General features: G+C 72.1%; 14 protein-coding genes and 3 pseudogenes. 11 read left to right on the plus strand and 6 right to left on the minus strand.

The annotated features are described in order from the left end of the window. The first annotated feature begins 15 nt into the window (after positions 1-15). Both MXD60_RS11950 and MXD60_RS11955 read left to right on the plus strand, forming a co-directional pair. Positions 16-840: a TIGR03619 family F420-dependent LLM class oxidoreductase gene (locus MXD60_RS11950; protein WP_248819102.1), complete on the plus strand. Its 825-nt coding sequence runs from the start codon at positions 16-18 to the stop codon at positions 838-840. Between the two features lie 15 nt (positions 841-855). Continuing rightward, positions 856-1,329, plus strand: a complete 474-nt coding sequence (locus MXD60_RS11955; protein WP_248819103.1) for a YbaK/EbsC family protein — start codon at positions 856-858, stop codon at positions 1,327-1,329. 150 nt (positions 1,330-1,479) lie between these two features. Here MXD60_RS11955 and MXD60_RS11960 read toward each other — a convergent pair. From MXD60_RS11960 to MXD60_RS11970, 3 genes and pseudogenes are all read right to left on the minus strand, one after another. After that, a pseudogene (locus MXD60_RS11960) lies at positions 1,480-1,572 on the minus strand (HxlR-like winged helix-turn-helix transcriptional regulator); the annotation flags it as partial. Positions 1,573-1,675: 103 nt separating this feature from the next. Then, complete coding sequence (locus MXD60_RS11965; RefSeq protein WP_248819104.1) at positions 1,676-2,533, minus strand: SAM-dependent methyltransferase; 858 nt, start codon at positions 2,531-2,533, stop codon at positions 1,676-1,678. A 59-nt stretch (positions 2,534-2,592) separates the two neighbouring features. After that, a complete protein-coding gene (locus tag MXD60_RS11970) occupies positions 2,593-3,849 on the minus strand; it encodes an amidohydrolase family protein (protein ID WP_248819105.1) in 1,257 nt (418 codons plus the stop codon). 227 nt (positions 3,850-4,076) lie between these two features. Between MXD60_RS11970 and MXD60_RS11975 the strand changes: the two genes are divergently transcribed. The 3 genes and pseudogenes from MXD60_RS11975 (at position 4,077) to MXD60_RS11985 (ending at position 6,238) form a co-directional block, all read left to right on the plus strand. Beyond that, positions 4,077-4,967 carry an AraC family transcriptional regulator gene (locus tag MXD60_RS11975; RefSeq protein WP_248819106.1) on the plus strand — a complete coding sequence of 297 codons (891 nt, stop codon included), beginning with the start codon at positions 4,077-4,079 and terminating at the stop codon, positions 4,965-4,967. A gap of 224 nt (positions 4,968-5,191) precedes the next feature. After that, positions 5,192-5,386 (plus strand): annotated as a pseudogene (locus tag MXD60_RS11980) (response regulator transcription factor); the annotation flags it as partial. Positions 5,387-5,479: 93 nt separating this feature from the next. Further along, on the plus strand, positions 5,480-6,238 hold the full coding sequence (locus tag MXD60_RS11985; protein WP_248819107.1) for a DUF3298 domain-containing protein: 759 nt from the start codon (positions 5,480-5,482) through the stop codon (positions 6,236-6,238). Between the two features lie 164 nt (positions 6,239-6,402). Here the strand turns inward: MXD60_RS11985 and MXD60_RS11990 are convergent, their stop codons facing one another. Beyond that, positions 6,403-7,380, minus strand: coding sequence for a LysR family transcriptional regulator (locus tag MXD60_RS11990; RefSeq protein WP_248819108.1), 978 nt, complete (start codon positions 7,378-7,380; stop codon positions 6,403-6,405). A 143-nt stretch (positions 7,381-7,523) separates the two neighbouring features. Here MXD60_RS11990 and MXD60_RS11995 point away from each other — a divergent pair, with 143 nt between their 5' ends. Beyond that, complete coding sequence (locus MXD60_RS11995; protein WP_248819109.1) at positions 7,524-8,408, plus strand: NAD(P)H-binding protein; 885 nt, start codon at positions 7,524-7,526, stop codon at positions 8,406-8,408. 37 nt (positions 8,409-8,445) lie between these two features. On the opposite strand, the gene MXD60_RS12000 is transcribed toward MXD60_RS11995, so the two are convergent. Both MXD60_RS12000 and MXD60_RS12005 read right to left on the minus strand, forming a co-directional pair. Beyond that, positions 8,446-9,309 (minus strand): TauD/TfdA dioxygenase family protein, encoded by an 864-nt coding sequence (locus tag MXD60_RS12000; RefSeq protein WP_248819110.1) that lies wholly within the window; start codon positions 9,307-9,309, stop codon positions 8,446-8,448. A 70-nt stretch (positions 9,310-9,379) separates the two neighbouring features. Next, positions 9,380-9,628, minus strand: a complete 249-nt coding sequence (locus MXD60_RS12005; protein WP_308222447.1) for an SDR family oxidoreductase — start codon at positions 9,626-9,628, stop codon at positions 9,380-9,382. Between the two features lie 647 nt (positions 9,629-10,275). On the opposite strand from MXD60_RS12005, the gene MXD60_RS12010 reads away from it, so the two are divergent. The 5 genes and pseudogenes from MXD60_RS12010 (at position 10,276) to MXD60_RS12030 (ending at position 16,387) form a co-directional block, all read left to right on the plus strand. Continuing rightward, the gene (locus tag MXD60_RS12010; protein WP_248819112.1) at positions 10,276-11,109 is read left to right on the plus strand and encodes a class II aldolase/adducin family protein; all 834 of its coding nucleotides are present in this window, start codon (positions 10,276-10,278) and stop codon (positions 11,107-11,109) included. Between the two features lie 721 nt (positions 11,110-11,830). Beyond that, a complete protein-coding gene (locus tag MXD60_RS12015) occupies positions 11,831-13,363 on the plus strand; it encodes an ABC transporter substrate-binding protein (RefSeq protein ID WP_248819113.1) in 1,533 nt (510 codons plus the stop codon). 41 nt (positions 13,364-13,404) lie between these two features. After that, positions 13,405-14,448, plus strand: a complete 1,044-nt coding sequence (locus MXD60_RS12020; RefSeq protein ID WP_248819114.1) for an ABC transporter permease — start codon at positions 13,405-13,407, stop codon at positions 14,446-14,448. Positions 14,449-14,654: 206 nt separating this feature from the next. Then, positions 14,655-15,233: pseudogene (locus MXD60_RS12025) on the plus strand (ABC transporter permease); the annotation flags it as partial. A gap of 122 nt (positions 15,234-15,355) precedes the next feature. Next, positions 15,356-16,387 (plus strand): ABC transporter ATP-binding protein, encoded by a 1,032-nt coding sequence (locus MXD60_RS12030; RefSeq protein WP_248819115.1) that lies wholly within the window; start codon positions 15,356-15,358, stop codon positions 16,385-16,387. The last annotated feature ends 149 nt before the right edge of the window (positions 16,388-16,536 follow it).

The following is a 16,536-nucleotide window of genomic DNA, read 5'->3' on the forward strand; positions in this document are numbered from 1 at the left end:
GACGCGGGAGGCTCCATGCGGATTGGTGTGCACGGTCTGAACATGGGCGTGGCGGCGACCGGGGCGGACACCGCCGCGTTGGCGCGCCGGGCGGAACAGCTCGGGTATGACTCGTGGTGGACCGGTGACCACGTCGTCGTACCGACGCCGACCGGGCCGGCGTCGGCGACGGATCCCGTCGAGTCGATTCTCGATCCGATTGTCGACCTGGCCTATGTGGCCGCGTCGACCGAACGGCTGGAACTGGGCACCGGCATTCTTGTTCTCCCGTTGCGCAATCCGCTGGTTCTCGCGAAGCAGGCGGCGAGCCTGGACGTGCTCAGCGGTGGCCGGCTGCTGCTCGGGGTCGGCGCCGGCTGGCTGGAACCGGAGATGCGCGCCATCGGCATCGACCCGTCCGGCCGTGGTGCCCGCGTCGACGAGTACCTCGACGCGATGACGTCGTTGTGGACCGATCCGGCGCCGGAATACCACGGGAAGTACGTGGACTTCGCCGGCGTGGTGTCCCGCGCGGGACGTCGAGCGGCCCGCCAGGCTGGGCCGCCTGGAGATCACCTACATGTTTCCCGACCCCGCCGAGGTGAGCGTCGAGACGACGCGTGCGGTCGCCGACCTCGGTGTGGACCGCTTTCTGCTGTTCGGGCTGCCGCTCGGCACCGCGGCCGCGGCCGGGGAGTTCCTCGAACGCCACGCGGACCTTCCCCGCTGACGGCCGCGCCGGCCGCGCCGGCGGCGCCGGGCTGGGCCGGCGCCGCCGGAGACTTGCGAAAGCGAATACGGAGCATCGATCGGATTGGTACGGTCGGCCGGCACCTGGAGGTATTCGGTCCGCCATCCTGATGGAGCAGACGCCTCGTGAGCCTGAGCAAACGTGCCCGGCAGTTCCAGGAATTCCTTGAACAACGCGGTCTGGGGTTGACGGTCACCGAGCTGCCGGACTCCACGCACACGGCGGACGAGGCCGCGCGGGCCCTCGGCTGCCTGAAGGGGCAGATCGTCAAGTCCCTGGTCTTTCGGAACACGGCGACCGACGCGCCCGTCGTCGTGCTCGCCAGCGGATCGAACCGGGTGGACGTGGCGCGGGTCGGCGCGGCCCTGGGCCATCCGATCGCCATGGCGGACGTCGCGTTCGTGCGGCGGGTGACCGGTTTCCCGATCGGCGGCGTTCCGCCGCTGGGTCACCGGGAGTCGTCCGACCTGTTCGTCGACGAGGACCTGCTCGACTTCGACGAGGTATGGGCCGCCGCCGGCACCCCGCACGCGGTCTTCCGCATCCCCGGGAAGATCACCGAGATCCTGCCCGAGCACACGGTCCTCACCATCGCCTGAGCGTCGCTCAGGCCGGCGGCGCCGGGTCGGCCGAAACCTGACCGGCGCGGCGGTCGTCGGCGTCGCGGGCCGCCTCGACCTCGTCGACGTGGGCGTAGCCCACCGGCGCAGCCCGGAGATCTGCGCGGACAGCGTGCGCCCGAGCGGGGTCAGCGCGTAGTCCGCACAAGGTGGGACGGCGGCGTGCACGGTCCGCTCGACGAGCCCGTCGCGCGCCAGGGCGCGCACGGTCCGGGTGAGCATCTTCTGGCTGACGCCGCCCACCGCGCGGCGCAGCTCCTGGTGGCCGACCACGCCGGGCTCCCGCTCGGCACGGTCGTCTGAACGTCGTCACGGACCCCGCGTCTCAGGGTTTGCGGCCGACGGCGGCGTAGTTGCTGACCAGGGCGTCGGTGAGGTCCGGCGGCACGGCGTCGTCGGGCCGCCACCGGTGCGCGACGGTGACGCCCGGTTCGACGAGGTCCAGCCCGGCGAAGAAACGGCCGAACTCGTCGCGGTCGCGGGACTGCAGATGGATGCCCCGCGCCCGGTAGGCCTCGTACAGGCGGCGTGCGCCCGGGTCGAAGTCCGCGGTGCCGTGGGTGGCGACGAGGTAGCTGCCGGCCGGCACCGCGTCGAGGAGCCGGCCGACGATGTCGTAGGGCTGGTCGTCCGCGCTGAGGAAGTGCAGCACGGCGACCAGCGAGATGGCCACGGGACGGGTGAGGTCGAGGGCCCCGCGCAGGGCCGGCGCGGTCAGGATGCGCTCGACGTCGCGGATGTCGGCGTCGAGGTAGGCGGTGTGCCCGCGCGCGTCGCCGGTGAGCAGCGCGCGGGCGTGGGCGAGCACGATGGGGTCGTTGTCGGCGTAGACGACCGTGCTGTCGGCGGCGACGCTCTGGGCGACCTCGTGCAGGTTCGGCGAGGTGGGGATGCCGGTGCCGATGTCGAGGAACTGGCGGATGCCGAGTTCGCCGGCCAGGTGACGGGTGGCGCGGACCATGAAGGCACGGTTCTGCTGGGAGACCAGGCGCGCGTTCGGGAAGACCGTCAGCGCCCGTTCGGCCGCCTCCCGGTCGGCGGGGAAGTGGTCCTTCCCGCCGAGGTAGTAGTCGTACATCCGGGCCGAATGCGCCTGGTCGGTTTTCAGATCCACCGGTACGGGCCGCGCGGCGAGGGACTTCCACCACTGACCTGACGGCTGCTCTCCGATGGAACTCGTCACCCTGTTCAGCCCCCTCTTTCGACTATCAACCGGGTGAGCCTATCTATTCGGTTTTGCCGTCAGGCGGACTGGCGCTCCGCGTAGAGGCGTGCCCACTCCTTGCGGGAGCGGATGGCGGTGTCCACATCGGTCGCGGTGGCCCGCAGGGCACCGACCGTCGCCTGGGACTTCGGCAGCTCGACGAACGGGTCCCAGCCGAAGAACCGGCAGGCGTTCCGCCAGGTGATCTTGTCGATCTCCGCGTCGGTGGCGCCGGCGTTCGTCAGCTCGTTGTGGACGAACTCCGGGGCCGTCGGCCAGATCGAGTCCGAATGCGGGTAGTCGCACTCCCACGCGATGTTGTCGATGCCGATCTCCCGGCGCAGCCGTAGCGACGTCGGGTCGGTGACGTAGCAGGCCAGGGCGTGCTCCCGGAACACCTCGCTCGGCAGCTTGCCGCCGAAGTCCCGGCGCAGCCAGCGCTGGTTCGTGTAATGCCGGTCGCAGCGGTCCAGGTAGAACGGAATCCAGCCGATCCCGCCCTCCGAGAAGGCGAACTTGAGATGCGGGTAGGTGCGCATCGCCGGGCCCCACAGCAGGTCCTGCGCGCTCAGCGAGGAGACCTGGGTAGCAAGGATGATCATGTTGTCGATCGGCGCGTCCGGCGCGAGCTTCAGCGCGCCGAATCCGGTGCCGATGTGCAGGCACATCACCATCCCGTGGTCGGACAGCGCCTGGAAGACCGGGCCCCAGAAATCCAGGTCGTGGTAGCTCGGCAGCCCCTCCAGGTACGGAAGCTCGGGCAGGGTGACCGCCCGGCAGCCCTTCGCCGCGACCCGGCGGATCTCGTTGACCATGAGCTGCGGATCCCAGGTCGGCAGCAGCGCCAGCGGGATGAACCGGCCCGGGTGGGCGCCCGCCCACTCGTCGATGTGCCAGTTGTTGTACGCCTGGATCATGACGACGGTGGTGTCGGTCTTGTAGTGGTTGAGATGGCCCGCGCTGAACCCGGCGAACGTCGGGAAGCACATCGAGGCGAGAATGCCGTTGCGGTCCATGTCGCGGACCCGGTCGTGGACGTCGTACGCCCCAGGCCGCATCTCGGCGAACCCGGCCGGCTCGAACCCCCACTCCTCCGCCGGCCAGGACACCACCGCGTTCAGCCCGCTGACGCCGGTCACCCGGCCCTGGTAGATCCACTCGTCGATGCCCTGGTCGTTGGTGACGACATGCGGGGCCTGGTCGGCCAGCCGCGCCGGGACGTGGTTGCGGAACATGTCGGGCGGCTCGACCACGTGGTCGTCGATGCTCACCAGCACCATGTCGTCGATGTTCATCGCCACTCCTCGTTCGTCGTCTCTCGTCGCGGCCGGCGCGCCGTGGATCCGCGTAATACGCCGCTAACTCCGTTGTACGCTGACGAGATATGACCGTCTCCGCAGCTCCGGCCAGAAACCATGCACGAACGGCCACGCGTGGACCTGCCGCGGCCGGTCCGGCCGGCCCCGAACCGGTCCGGCCCGCACCAGGCCGCACCGAACCCGTCCGGCATGGCCTGGTCGACATGCGCCAGGGCGGCCACGGCCTCGGCGGCAGCTACCTGTTCGAGGGCAGCGACCTGGTCACCGGCTGGCACTCGCACGACCTGCACCAGATCGAGTACGCCGTCAACGGCGTGATCGAGGTCGAGACGGCGGCCGCCCACTACCTGCTGCCGCCCCAGCAGGCCGCCTGGATCCCGGCCGGCCTGGAGCACACCACGACGATGAAGGCCGCCGTGCGCTCGATCGCCGTGCTGTTCGACCCCGCGCTCATCGCGCAGCCCGGCGACCGGGCCCGCATCCTCGCCGTGCCGCCACTGATCCGCGAGATGATGATCTACGCCCAGCGCTGGCCGATCGTCGGCGCGCGGGCCGACCCGATGGCCGACGGCTTCTTCCGCGCCCTCGGCGGCCTCGTCGCCGAGGCCCTCGACCACGAGGCCCCGCTCAGCCTGCCCACCGCCACCGACCCGATCGTCGCCGCCGCCGCCGCGTACACCCGGGAGCACCTCGCCACGGTCACCGCGGACGAGGTCGCGCGGGCCGTCGGGGTCTCCGAGCGCACGCTGCGCCGCCAGTTCCGCGCCTCGCTCGGCGTCTCCTGGCGCTCCTATCTGCTGCGGGCCCGGCTGCTGCGCGCCATGGCGCTGCTCGCCGAGCCCGGGCCGACGGTCCTCGACGTGTCCACCGCGGTCGGGTTCGACAGCGCCAGCGCCTTCGCCCGGGCCTTCGCCGAACGCTGCGGCGAGAGCCCGTCGGCCTACCGACGCCGGGCGGCCGCACAGCCGCAGCCGCCCGGACCGCCGCCGCCAGCCGGCCGCGTGATCCCCACCGCGCCCTCCGGCCGACCCGACGCGTCGGGCTGGGCCGCCGCGGGCCTCACCCCGCCGGACGGCACGCCCGGCCCGGGGTAGGCCCACCCGACGAAGGCCTGGCAGCGCGCCATGGTGGGCCTAAGCCCCCTGTCGCACAGCGGATTCAGGCGGCTCGTCGCGAAGCCGGCGCTCGCCGAGGCTGAGAGCCATGACCGAGACCTCCACCGCGACACCGGCCCGCCCCTTCGCCGGCACCGAGCCGTCCACGCGGACCAGTGCGGCGCGGCGAACGCGCGCTCGCCCCCGATCTCACCCGCGGCGCGATGACCCCGCGAGAGCGGGAGGTGCTGGCACACATGGCCCAGGGCCGCTCCAACGCCGCCATCGGCGCCGCCATGGTGATCACGGAGAAGGCGGTGGGCAAACTCACCAACAGCATCTTCGCCAGGCTCGGGCTGACGCCGTCGGAGGACGACAACCGCCGGGTGCTCGTCGTCCTCGCCTGTCTCGAAGGCTGACCGGCCGCACCCGTCAGCACGCGTCGGCAGGCAGACAGCCTCGCTGTCGCGTCCGTTGCCGCGCCGGACACGACGAACCGGCAGTATATGGCCGTGATCAGGAATCCTCGGCGGGCCGTCGCGATGCTCGGACTGCTGGGCCTCGGCCTGGTCGCGACGCCGCTGGCTGCCGGCTGTGGATCCGCGTCCGCCGCGACGGCCACGGCCACGGCGACGGCCCGCCCGGCGACGTCGACCGGCGACACGACCGCGCCAGCCGCGGCGCCCTATCGGGTGACGACCCGCACCGAGCGGGGGACGCTGCGCCCGGGTGCCGACTACACGATCACCATTCCGGTGCTCGCCGGCCCGGACCAGAACGTGGTGCGCCGGGTGAACCGTGCCGTCCTCGCGTACGTGAACGAGGAGAGGAACCAGACGGCCGACGCGACCCTGACCCTGACGGCCGGCTCGCCGCACGTGGGCACGACGGTGCTGGCGCTGTCGTTCGGTGGGGACCGCTACCCGCCGGGCGCCGCCCATCCGACCGAGCTCGCCACCGGGCTCGTCTTCGACCTGCGGACCGGCGACCGCATCCGGATCGAGGACGTGTTCACCTCGACCGACGCCGGGCTGCGCCGGCTGGCGGCGATCGTCCGGCCGGAGCTCGACCGGCGGTTCCCAGGTGGGCCGACGGGCGGGGTCGCCGATCCCGTGTCGGCGAACTACGAGCAGTTCGTCGTCACCCCACGCGGGCTGGTGGTGATCGTCAGCGACCTGCCGTACGTGCTCGGGCCGCAGAGCGTGCTGGCCCCCTGGGAACGGCTGGGCGACCTCGTCCGTCCGGATCTCGCCGCCGCCCTGCGTTCCTGAGTGACGCCGTTCCTGAGTGACGCCGTTCCTGAGCGACGCCGTTCCTGAGTGGCGGGCCGGCGCCGACAGGTCAGTGGGGCATGACCGCGGCCCGATGGCCGCTGGACGCGGGCTCGGCACTCGACCCGCCGCGGGCGAGCCCCGCGCTGGCGGCGGTCTGAGCCTCACGCCGAGTCGCTCACGGGTATCAGCGCACTCACGGGTTTCAGTGCCGGTGCGGCGACGGCCGCCGCCGCGCGCACGAAGGCGGCGACAGCCGCCGACCGGAGCTGACGCGGCCAGGCGACGCAGAGCGTGCTCGGGCCGAGATCGCGGACCTCGCGGTAGGCGATGCCGGAACGGGGATGGCGGCGGGCGACCGACTCCGGCGGGAACCACACGATCGCGCCAAGCTCGACGAGGGTGAAGATCTGCGCCAGGTCCCGGTAGCGCTGCTGCGATCCGGCCGGCGGCGGCCCGGCCACCCCGGTCGGAACCGTCGGCAGCCGCCGGGGCTGGGGCGCGGTACCCAGGCCGCGCAGCGGTTGCGGGTCGGCGAGGTGCGCCGCGGCGCCGTCGGGCAGCACCCGGCCGACCAGATCGGCCAGGACCAGCGACGGACGGGCGGCCAGCGGGTCGGCCGCCGCGAGCGCGGCCAGGCGCGGTTCGGTCACCAGCGGCTCGTGGTCGAGGTCCCGATCGTCAAAGGGTGCCGGGAGCAGAGCGACGTCCGCCAGGCCGGCACGCAGGGCCGGTGCCTGCTCGCCGCGCCCGCCCATCAGCAGGTCCACCGGGACGGCGGCGTCCTCCCGGTGGTAGGCGTCGAGGATGCGCGGCAGCAGCCCGGCGTCGTAGTCGGCCTTCATCGCCAGGCGCAGGCCAGGTTCGGGCCGCCCGGCGTGCCGGGCCCGCTGTTCGGCGGCGGTGACCGCTTCCAGTGCCACCCGGGCGTCGCGGAGGAACGCCCGCCCCGCGGCGGTGAGCGTGACCCGGCGCGTGGTGCGTTCCAGCAGCGTGACGCCCAGGCGGCGTTCCAGCTCCCGGATCGACCGGGACAGTGGCGGCTGCGCCATGCCGAGTCGCTCGGCGGCGCGCCCGAAGTGCAGCTCCTCGGCGACGGCCACGAAATATCGCAGCTCCCGTACCTCGATGTCACCGCTCATCGGTGCCGCCATTCATACCACCAGGGTATGAGTCGGGACCGTAATGGTCCTTCATGCCCGCTCTCGCTGCGCGTTGAGTGGATGACACGGCGCCACCAGACGCCCAGGCCGCGCAGCGGTCCGCAGCCACCCCGGAGACGCACATGATCGTGGTCACCACGCCCACCGGCACCATCGGCAGCCAGGTGCTCGACCGCCTCCTCGCGGCCGGCGAGCCCGTCCGCGTGATCGCCCGCAGGCCCGAGCGGCTCCCCGACCGGGTCCGCGACAGCGTCGAGGTCGTGGCCGGCTCGCACGGCGACCCCGACGTCGTCACCAAGGCGTTCGCCGGCGCCGACGCGGTGTTCTGGCTGGCGCCGCCGAACCCGGCAGCCGCGACGGTGAACGCCCCTTACCTGGACTTCGCCCGGCCCGCCGCCGAGGCGATCAGGAGCCAGGGCGTGCGCCGGGTCGTCAGCGTCTCCGCCCTCGGGCGCGGGACGCCGATGGCCGCCAACGCCGGCCTGGTGACGGCGTCGCTGGCCATGGACGACCTGATCGCGAGCACCGGCGTGGCCTTCCGGGCGCTGGCGCTGCCCGGGTTCATGGACAACATGCTCCGGCAGGTCACGTCGATCCGCGGCCAGGGGATGTTCGTCTCGACGTTCCCCGGCGAGCGGCGCCTGCCGACCTGTGCCACCCGCGACATCGCCGCCGCCGCGGCCGGCCTGCTGCGTGATGACTCCTGGAGCGGGCAGGACAGCGTCGCCGTGCTCGGCCCGGAGGACCTCTCCGGCGAGGACATGGCGCGCATCATGACGGACGTGCTGGGCCGGCCGATCCGCTTCCAGCGGGTCCCCACCGAGGCCTACCACGGCGTGCTCGTCGCCCAGGGCTGGTCCGCGCCGATGGCCCAGGCCATGATCGACATGGTCGCGGCCAAGGACGCCGGCCTCGACGACGCCGAGCCGCGCACGCCCGCGTCCACCAGCCCCACCGGCTTCCGCCAGTGGTGCGAGGAGGTCCTGCGCCCCGCCGTCGAGGGATGACGCCCGGACCAGCCGGCGCGGTCCCCCCGCAGCCCGGCTACAGGTCGGCGTACTGCGGCTCGTCGGCGATGAGGATCCGCTCGAGCAGGCGCGGAGTGTCGCCGTAGTTGCGCACGGCGTAGTGCACGGCCGCCCGGTTGTCCCAGAACGCCACCGACCCGGGCCGCCAGGAGAAGCGCACCTGGTTCTCCGGCCGGCGGTACTGGTCGATGACCGCCGTCAGCAGTTCCCTGCTCTCGGTGCGGTCGAGGCCGATGATCGTCGGCCGCTGGGTGAAGTTCACCCAGGCGATCTGCTCTCCGGTCTCCCGGTGCACCCGGACGACCGGGTGGGCGACGATCGGGTAGTCGTGCCCGGCCGCGTTCAGCGCGCCGCGGAAGTCGTGCGTCACGTGTAGCCCGGCCAGGCGTTCCTTCACCTCGTCGGACAGCCGCTGGTAGGCGAGGGCCGCGTCGACCCAGACGGTGTCGCCGCCGACCTCGGGCAGGTGCACGGCCCGCAGCACCGCACCCCACGTCGGCACGAGCCGCCAGCTCGTGTCGGTGTGGTACGGGTCCCAGCTGTCATCGCCGGCCTGCGGCGCGTGGGACTTCTCGATCTTCTTGAAGTCGGCGGAGGAGATCTGGTGGATCGCGCTGACCTGCGTGTCCGCCTTCGGCGCGCCCGGGTGGGTGTAGAGGGGGCCGAACTCGCGGGCGAAGGCCTCGTGACGCTCCTGCGTCAGGTCCTGGTCGCGGAAGAAGACGACCTTGTACCTGAGCACGGTGGCCCGGATCTCGTCCCGGGCGGCCGGCGCCAACGGCTGGCTGATGTCGACGCCGCTGATCTCGGCGCCGATCGTGGGCTGCAACGGCCGGACGGTGAGCCGCGACTGGACGGGGGTCTCCACGACAGTGGTCACTGGCTGTGTCCCTTCGGTGGGGTTGGGTGATCGCCGGGCGGGCGATCGGTCGGGATGATCAGGGCACGGATCAGTAGTGGATGGGGCCCGGCGTCCCGCCGCCGGCCGCGATGGACTCGCCGGTCACGGCGGCGGCGAGCGGCGAGGCGAGGAAGGTCACGACCGCGGCGACCTCCTCGGCGGTGACCGCCCGGCCGATGGAGATGCGCTCCGCGGCGGCCTGGATCCGTTCGCCGGACAGGACGACGGTCCCGCCGTGGTGCTCGGTGCGGGTCAGGCCGGGGTGCACCACGTTGACGGTCACGCCGTGCGGGCCCACCTGGCGGGCGGCGAGGCCACCGATGTTGATGATCCGGCCCCACCGCTGCGCGACTGAAGATCCACGTGTGCTCCCGTTGGAGGACGACCACGAAGCGCATCGCCGCGCTTCGGGTGGGATGGTTGCCGTGCGGTCGACGCCGGAGCTTCACGTGCGGCGCGCCTCGGACTCAGGACGCCTCAGGTGCGGTGCGCTTCGGATTCGAGGCGCTTCAGGTCGAGGCGCTTCGCCTCGATGGCGGAGCGATCCGGCCGTCGACCGGCCGCCGCGGCCACGGCCGACAGCGGGGAGGTCGGTGCGTCAGGGGGCGGCGGGTGCGCGCCGGCCGCTCAGGCGAGGCGGCGCGGACAGCTCGCGGAGGTGACACGCAGCAGGTCGATGTGCTGGCGCCTGACCAGATCCGCGGTCCTCAACACACCCTCGACAGTAGCCTGCTTTGTTCATCGGTCAAGTAGTAAATGCGGTGTGACCTGATTCACTTCTTCACTACTTGACTCGACAATATGGACTTACTCAGAGTGCTCGGTAGTCCGTATCCGGGTCGGCACCGACCACCGTCGCCCGCTCTGCCGCGCGCCCGCGTCTCGGAGCTCCCCCGCGCGGATCGGCATGCCTCCAGACCCCGAGATGGGAAGGACGGCGACGACATGACGATCTCCACTCCTGAGTCCCCGCCAACGTCGGTCACCGCGTCCGGCTGGGCCGGGCAGGTCTCGCCGGCCGAGGGCGGGCCATGGCCCCGGCCCGTGCCGGCACGCGACCTCACCGAGGAGCGGCTGCACCGCCGCCGCAAGCTCGCGGCGGCCTACCGGATCTTCGCCAAGCTCGGCCTCGCCGAGGGCCTGTCCGGCCACATCACCGCCCGCGACCCGGAACTGACCGACCACTTCTGGGTCAACCGCTTCGGCCTCGACTTCAGCCGGATCACGGTGTCCAACCTGCTGCTGGTCAACGGCAGGGGCGAGATCGTGCACGGGCAGCCGCCGCTGAACACCGCCGCCTTCGCGATCCACGCGCAGATCCACGCCGCGCGCCCGGACGTCGTCGGCGCCGCGCACACCCACTCCCCCTACGGCCGGGCGCTGTCCGCGCTGGGTGAGCCGCTGCATCCGATCTCGCAGGACGTGTGCACCTTCTACCAGCAGCACGTCGTCTACGACGAGTACAACGGCGTCGTCCTGACCGAGGCGGAGGGCCGGAAGATCGCCACCGCGCTCGGCCCGCACAAGCTGGCGATCCTGCGCAACCACGGCCTGCTCACCGTCGGCACCACCGTGGAGGCGGCCGCCTATCTGTACATCGCGGCGGAGCGGGCAGCCAGGACCCAGCTCCTCGCCGCCGCCGCCGGTCCGCTGCGCCTGCTGGACCACGACATCGCCAGCGCCACCGCCGGGCCGGGCCGCGGCGACGACGGCGCCCGCTGGGCGTTCGACGCGCTCTACGAGGTCATCGTCGCCGAACAGCCCGACCTGCTCACCTGAGCGTCAGCCCGGTCAGCCGCACGACCGGGCTGGACGCGGACGCCACCCCGCGGCGAGGTGACGTCCACCACCTCCCGCGTTCCCGAGCTGTCACCTTCGGCGCCCGAGTCCCCGCCAACCCGTTACCTTCATTGATCAGGAAGCTACCTTGACAATCGGCAAAAGCGCTGACATCAGGGCGAGAGGCGCAAATCGGGGCACACGCGTCGAGTACGGTCCGGGCACCGACGGCGGATCCATACACACAGGTCGGATATTGACGTCAGCTCCATCGATCGGGCATTCTCCACACATGCGGTCGAGATTCCTCCTCGTGGCGTGTCGCTACGTGGACTACCTGCGGACGTCCAGCGCCCTCTGTCGCTGACACCGTCGGCTGTCACTGACAGCAACACTCTTCGGTGACGCTGCCGCTGCGAGCGGCACCCACCACACCTCGATCACCGCCCACAATCACTCATTGTGATCGTTAGCGCCTGCCCGCTCCACCGGTCAGGTGCGACGAGAGCACGCCTCCCCGCACCCAGGACCGCACCCGGGTGAAGTCCCGTGCACGTCTCGAGGTTGGCCGCTGAAAGCCGCCTGCCCACGCGCCGACACGGGGCTGCGCCTTCTTTTCGCGCGCCTGTTTTCTGTTTCACGGGTATGCGCCGGCCCGGCCCGACCCGCTTTTCAGGAAGGAACACCGTTCCCAGTGAACGCACAACCACGAGCCGAATCGTTGGTCATCGGTCGCCGCGGCTTTCTCGGTCTCGGCGTGCTTGCCGGCTCGTCTGTGCTGCTCGCCGCCTGCGGCAGCGGCGGCGACGCGGTCTCGTCCACCGGCAAGGAGGGCGGGACGCTGCGGTGGGGCTGGGCGGAGGTCACCTCCTGGGACCCGGTCACCTCGTCCGCCGGGTGGGACGTCCACGCGCTGTCGTTGGTGTACGCCGCGCTCACCAAGCTCGACGAGTTGGGCAACCCGGTCCCGGCGGCGGCCGAGTCGTGGAAGTACAACGACAGGGGCGACCAGATCACCTTCGTGCTGCGCCCCGGTCTGACCTTCAGCGACGGCACCCCGCTGAACGCCACCGCCGTGAAGAAGAGCCTGGAGCGCGGCCGGGACTTCGCCGGCTCGCTCGTCGCCGCCCAGCTCGTCAGCATGCAGACGATCACGGCGAACGACGACGCCCGCACCGTCACCATCGGTCTGTCGACCGTCGACTACCAGATCCCGAGCCTGCTCGCCGGCAAGACCGGCATGATCGTCAGTCCCACCGCGTTCGCGAAGGACGCGAAGGGCCTGGCCACCAAGCCGGTCGGGGCCGGGCCGTTCAGACTCACCGCGTACGTGCCGAACCAGTCGGCGAAGCTGGTGCGCTTTCCCGGCTACTGGGACAAGGCGAACATCCACCTCGACGCCTTCGAGCTCTACCCGGCGCCCGAGGCGGCGACCGCCATCGCGGCGCTGCAGTCCGGCCGGCTCGACGTCGCCCAGCTCCCGGGCAGCCAGGTCGCCGCGGCCAAGTCCGCCGGGCTGGAGGTGCAGGTCATCCCCTCCCTGGTGACCACGGTGCTCGACGTGAACGTCACGAAGGCGCCGTTCGACAACCCGAAGGTCGTCGAGGCGTTCAAGTACGCCATCGACCGCCAGGCGCTGGTCCAGACCCAGACCTTCGGCCTCGGCACCGTCAACTACCAGCCCTTCCCGCCCGGATACGTCGGTCACGACCCGAGCCTGGACAACGCGTTCGGCTACGACCCGGACAAGGCGAAGAAGCTGCTCGCCGAGGCCGGCCACGCCACCGGGCTGTCGGTGGCACTCACCACCACCGGCCAGTCCTCCGAGCTCTCCGAGCAGCTGCAGGCGCAGCTCGCCAAGGTCGGCGTGAAGCTCACCATCGACACGATCCCGTTGTCCCAGGCCACGCAGATCATGTACATCCAGCACTCCCGACCCATCGCGGTGGACGGGTTCGCCGGCCGGGACTCGGCCGTGCAGGCCTTCCAGGTGCTCTTCGGTGACCAGGGCCTGATGAACCCGGGCCGCAGGACCCCGCCGGAGCTGACCGCGGCGCTGCAGAAGGTCCGGCACACCCCGCTGGACGACCCGTCGTACCCGACGGTCCTGCAGGCCGCCACGAAGATCGCGGTCGAGCAGATGCCGAACATCTTCCTGTTCACCCAGCCCCGCATCCTCGCCCGCAAGAAGAACGTCTCGCCGCTCGGCAACTACCTCGCGGTGCAGCGCTTCGAGGGCGTCCGGGTCAGCTGAGGCCGCAGGCGGCCCTCGGGCAGAGAGGTGGAAAGCAGCACATGACGACACTGGAGATCGAACGACCAGCCGGGCTGGCGGCCCCGCGGGTGGGCAGCCGACCGGGGCGATGGGCGGCCGACCGGGGCGGCCGACTGCTGCGCCTGCTGCGCAGCCTGCTGTTCGTCGGCGTGCCGGTGGTACTGCTTTCCACCTTCATCACCTATGGGCTCGGTGCCCTCACCGACACCAACCCGGCGGCGCAGGTGCTCGGCGAGACGGCGACCCCGGCGGACATCAACCGGATGAACCACTACTTCGGTCTGGACCGGCCGTTCCTCGTCCAGTACTTCAGCTGGCTCGGGCACGCCCTCACCGGGGATCTCGGGCGGTCGTACTACACCACCCTCCCGGTGACCGACAGCATCAGCCAGGCGCTCCCGGTGAACCTCTCGATCACGATCGTCGCGCTGCTGATCGCCATCCTGCTCGGCGGCGCGCTCGGCATCGGGGCGGCGCTGTCCGGCGGTGGCTGGTTCGACCGGGGGGTGACGCTGCTGTGCTCGGCGGCGTCGACGGTGCCGCCGTTCGTCATCGGCATCGCCCTGATCGTGCTGTTCTCGGTGACGCTGCCGATCCTGCCCTCGGGCGGCTACGTGCCGTTCACCGAGGATCCGGCGCGGTGGCTGCGGTTCGCCATCCTGCCGGCGCTCGCCCTCTCGGTGGAGGGAGCCGTGGCCATCGCCCGCCAGCTACGGACCTCCCTCGTCGGGGAGCTGCAGGAGAACTACGTGACCGGCGCGGACGTGCGCGGCCTGACGAAGCGGCGGGTGGTGTTCGGCCACGCGCTGCGCAACGCCGCCGGGCCCGCGGTCACCGTGCTGGGGTACTACGTCCCGCAGATCATCGGGGCGATGGTCGTCGCCGAGGCGGTGTTCAACCTGCCCGGGCTCGGCAAGCTCAGCCTGGACGCCGCGGGCAAGGGTGACATCCCGGTCATCCAGGGTGCGCTGGTCACCATGATCGGCCTCGTCGTGATCTCCAACCTGCTGGTCAACGCCGCCCTGCTGCGGCTGACCCCGCACGCGCGGAAGAAGGAAGCATGAGCGGCACGTTGCGCCGGGCCGTGCGGCTACGGTCCACGAAGATCGCGCTGGTGGCCCTCGGGGTGGTCGTCTTCGTCGGCGTCGCCGGCGGGGCGCTCGCCCCGCAGGACCCGCTCGCCCAGGACACCGCGCACGTGCTGGCCGGGCCCAGCGACGCGCACTGGCTCGGCACCGACTACCTCGGCCGGGACGTCCTCAGCCGGCTGATGGACGCCACCGGCCGGTCCATCGTCGGCGCGGCGGAGGCCGTCGCGATCGCCTTCCTGCTCGGCGTGCCGGCGGGCCTCGGCTCGGTGTTCTTCGGCCGGTTCTTCGACTGGGCGGCCCAACGCGTCGCGGACTCGGTCATGACGCTGCCCTACCTCGTCGTCGCGATCTCCGTGACGGGCGTCCTCGGCAACGGCCTTCCGCAGGCGATGCTGGCCATCGGCGTGTTCCTCTCGCCGCTGTTCCTGCGGGTCACCCGGGCGGCGGCGCTCTCGCTGACCCGCGCCCAGTACGTGGAGGTCGCCGAGCTGCTCGGAGCGTCCCGGTGGTGGATCATCCGCCAGCACGTGTGGTCCAAGGTGCTGCCGACCGTCGCCGTCACCACCGCGCAGCTGGCCTCGACGGTGCTGCTGGTCGCGTCCTCGCTGACCTTCCTCGGCATCGGCGTGAAGCCGCCGGCGCCGACGTGGGGCGGGATGCTCTCCGCCGACCTGGGCTTCCTGTCCCAGCAGCCGTGGGCACCGGTGATCCCGGCACTCGCGATCGCGGTGACGGCCGGCGCGCTCAACGCGATCGCCGACGCCATCCGGGACACCACCGGCGTCACCGTGACGCCGCCCGGCCGCCGGCGGGGCCGGGCCGACCACCCCGGAACCGACGCCGCAGGTGACCATTCCCGCCCAGGAAGGGGCGCTGACCGATGCCTGAGTCCGCTGCCAGCCCGGCAGAAGTGCTGTTGCGCGTGGAGGACCTACGGGTCACCGTCGGCGCCGGGGCGGCGCAGGCCGTCCACGGCGTGTCCTTCGAGGTGCGGCGCGGCGAGGCCGTCGGCATCGTCGGCGAGTCCGGCAGCGGCAAGACGCTGGCCTGCCGCTCGGTCCTCGGCGTGCTCGCGCCCGGCTGCGCGGTCAGCGGCGGGACGATCGACTTCGACGGGACCTCGCTGGTCGGGCTACCACGGCGGGGCTGGGAACAGCTGCGCGGAACCCGCATCGCCGCGGTCTTCCAGGATCCGGCGTCCTACCTCAACCCGTCATACCCGGTGGGGTACCAGCTGGCCGAGCAGCTGCGGGTGAAGCACGGCCAGTCGCGGCGCGACGCCCGCGCCGGCGCGGTGCGGCTGCTCGCGGCCATGGGTCTGCACGAGCCCGAACGCGTCTACCACCAGTATCCGCATGAGCTCTCCGGCGGCATGCTGCAGCGGGTCGTGCTCGCCATCGCCGTGTCCGGCAACCCGGAGCTGCTCATCGCCGACGAGGCGACGACCGCGCTGGACGTCACCATCCAGGCCGAGGTGCTGGAACTGCTGGCCGGGCTGCGGGCCGAGCGGGGCCTCGCGGTCATCACGGTCTCCCACGACCTCGCCGTCATCGCCGAGTTCTGCGACCGGGTACTGGTGTTCTACGCGGGCGAGCTGGTCGAGTCCGGCCCGACCGCCGCGGTGCTGCACACGCCGCGCCACCCGTACACGGAAGCGCTGCTGCGGGTCGCCTCGGTCAGCAGCTGGGAGCGGCGCTCGCTCGCCGTCATCGACGGTCAGCCCCCGCCGGTCGGTGCCGAGCTCGCCGGCTGCCGTTTCGCCGACCGGTGCGCCTTCGCCACCGAAGAGTGCCGGACCCGACCGGTGCCGCTGACCGAACAGCCGGACGGCCGGTCCGTCCGGTGCCGCCGCGTCGACGAGCTCGCTCTGAGTGGAGCGGGCACCGCCACCTCCGCAGGAGCCGCAGCATGACGCACACCGACCTGGCCCACCCTGGCCTGGCCACCGCGGCCCAGACCACCGCCTACCAGACTCCCGCCTACCAGACGGGGGGCCGCCCCCCCCCCCCCCCCCCCCCCCCCCCCCCCCCCCCCCCCGCCCCCCCCCCCCCCCCCCCCCCC

It is taken from the genome of Frankia sp. AgB32 (assembly GCF_023243045.1).
In the GTDB taxonomy this organism is placed as follows: Bacteria; Actinomycetota; Actinomycetes; order Frankiales; family Frankiaceae; genus Frankia.

Excerpts from the sequence above, each read along its gene's own strand:
- MXD60_RS11950 (WP_248819102.1), top strand. The coding sequence starts at position 16 with ATGCGGATTGGTGTGCACGGTCTGAACATGGGCGTGGCGGCGACCGGG.
- MXD60_RS11975 (WP_248819106.1), top strand. The coding sequence starts at position 4,077 with ATGCGCCAGGGCGGCCACGGCCTCGGCGGCAGCTACCTGTTCGAGGGC.
- MXD60_RS12020 (WP_248819114.1), top strand. The coding sequence starts at position 13,405 with ATGACGACACTGGAGATCGAACGACCAGCCGGGCTGGCGGCCCCGCGG.
- MXD60_RS11970 (WP_248819105.1), bottom strand. The coding sequence starts at position 3,849 with ATGAACATCGACGACATGGTGCTGGTGAGCATCGACGACCACGTGGTC.
- MXD60_RS12030 (WP_248819115.1), top strand. The coding sequence starts at position 15,356 with ATGCCTGAGTCCGCTGCCAGCCCGGCAGAAGTGCTGTTGCGCGTGGAG.
- MXD60_RS11995 (WP_248819109.1), top strand. The coding sequence starts at position 7,524 with ATGATCGTGGTCACCACGCCCACCGGCACCATCGGCAGCCAGGTGCTC.
- MXD60_RS12010 (WP_248819112.1), top strand. The coding sequence starts at position 10,276 with ATGACGATCTCCACTCCTGAGTCCCCGCCAACGTCGGTCACCGCGTCC.
- MXD60_RS11990 (WP_248819108.1), bottom strand. The coding sequence starts at position 7,380 with ATGAGCGGTGACATCGAGGTACGGGAGCTGCGATATTTCGTGGCCGTC.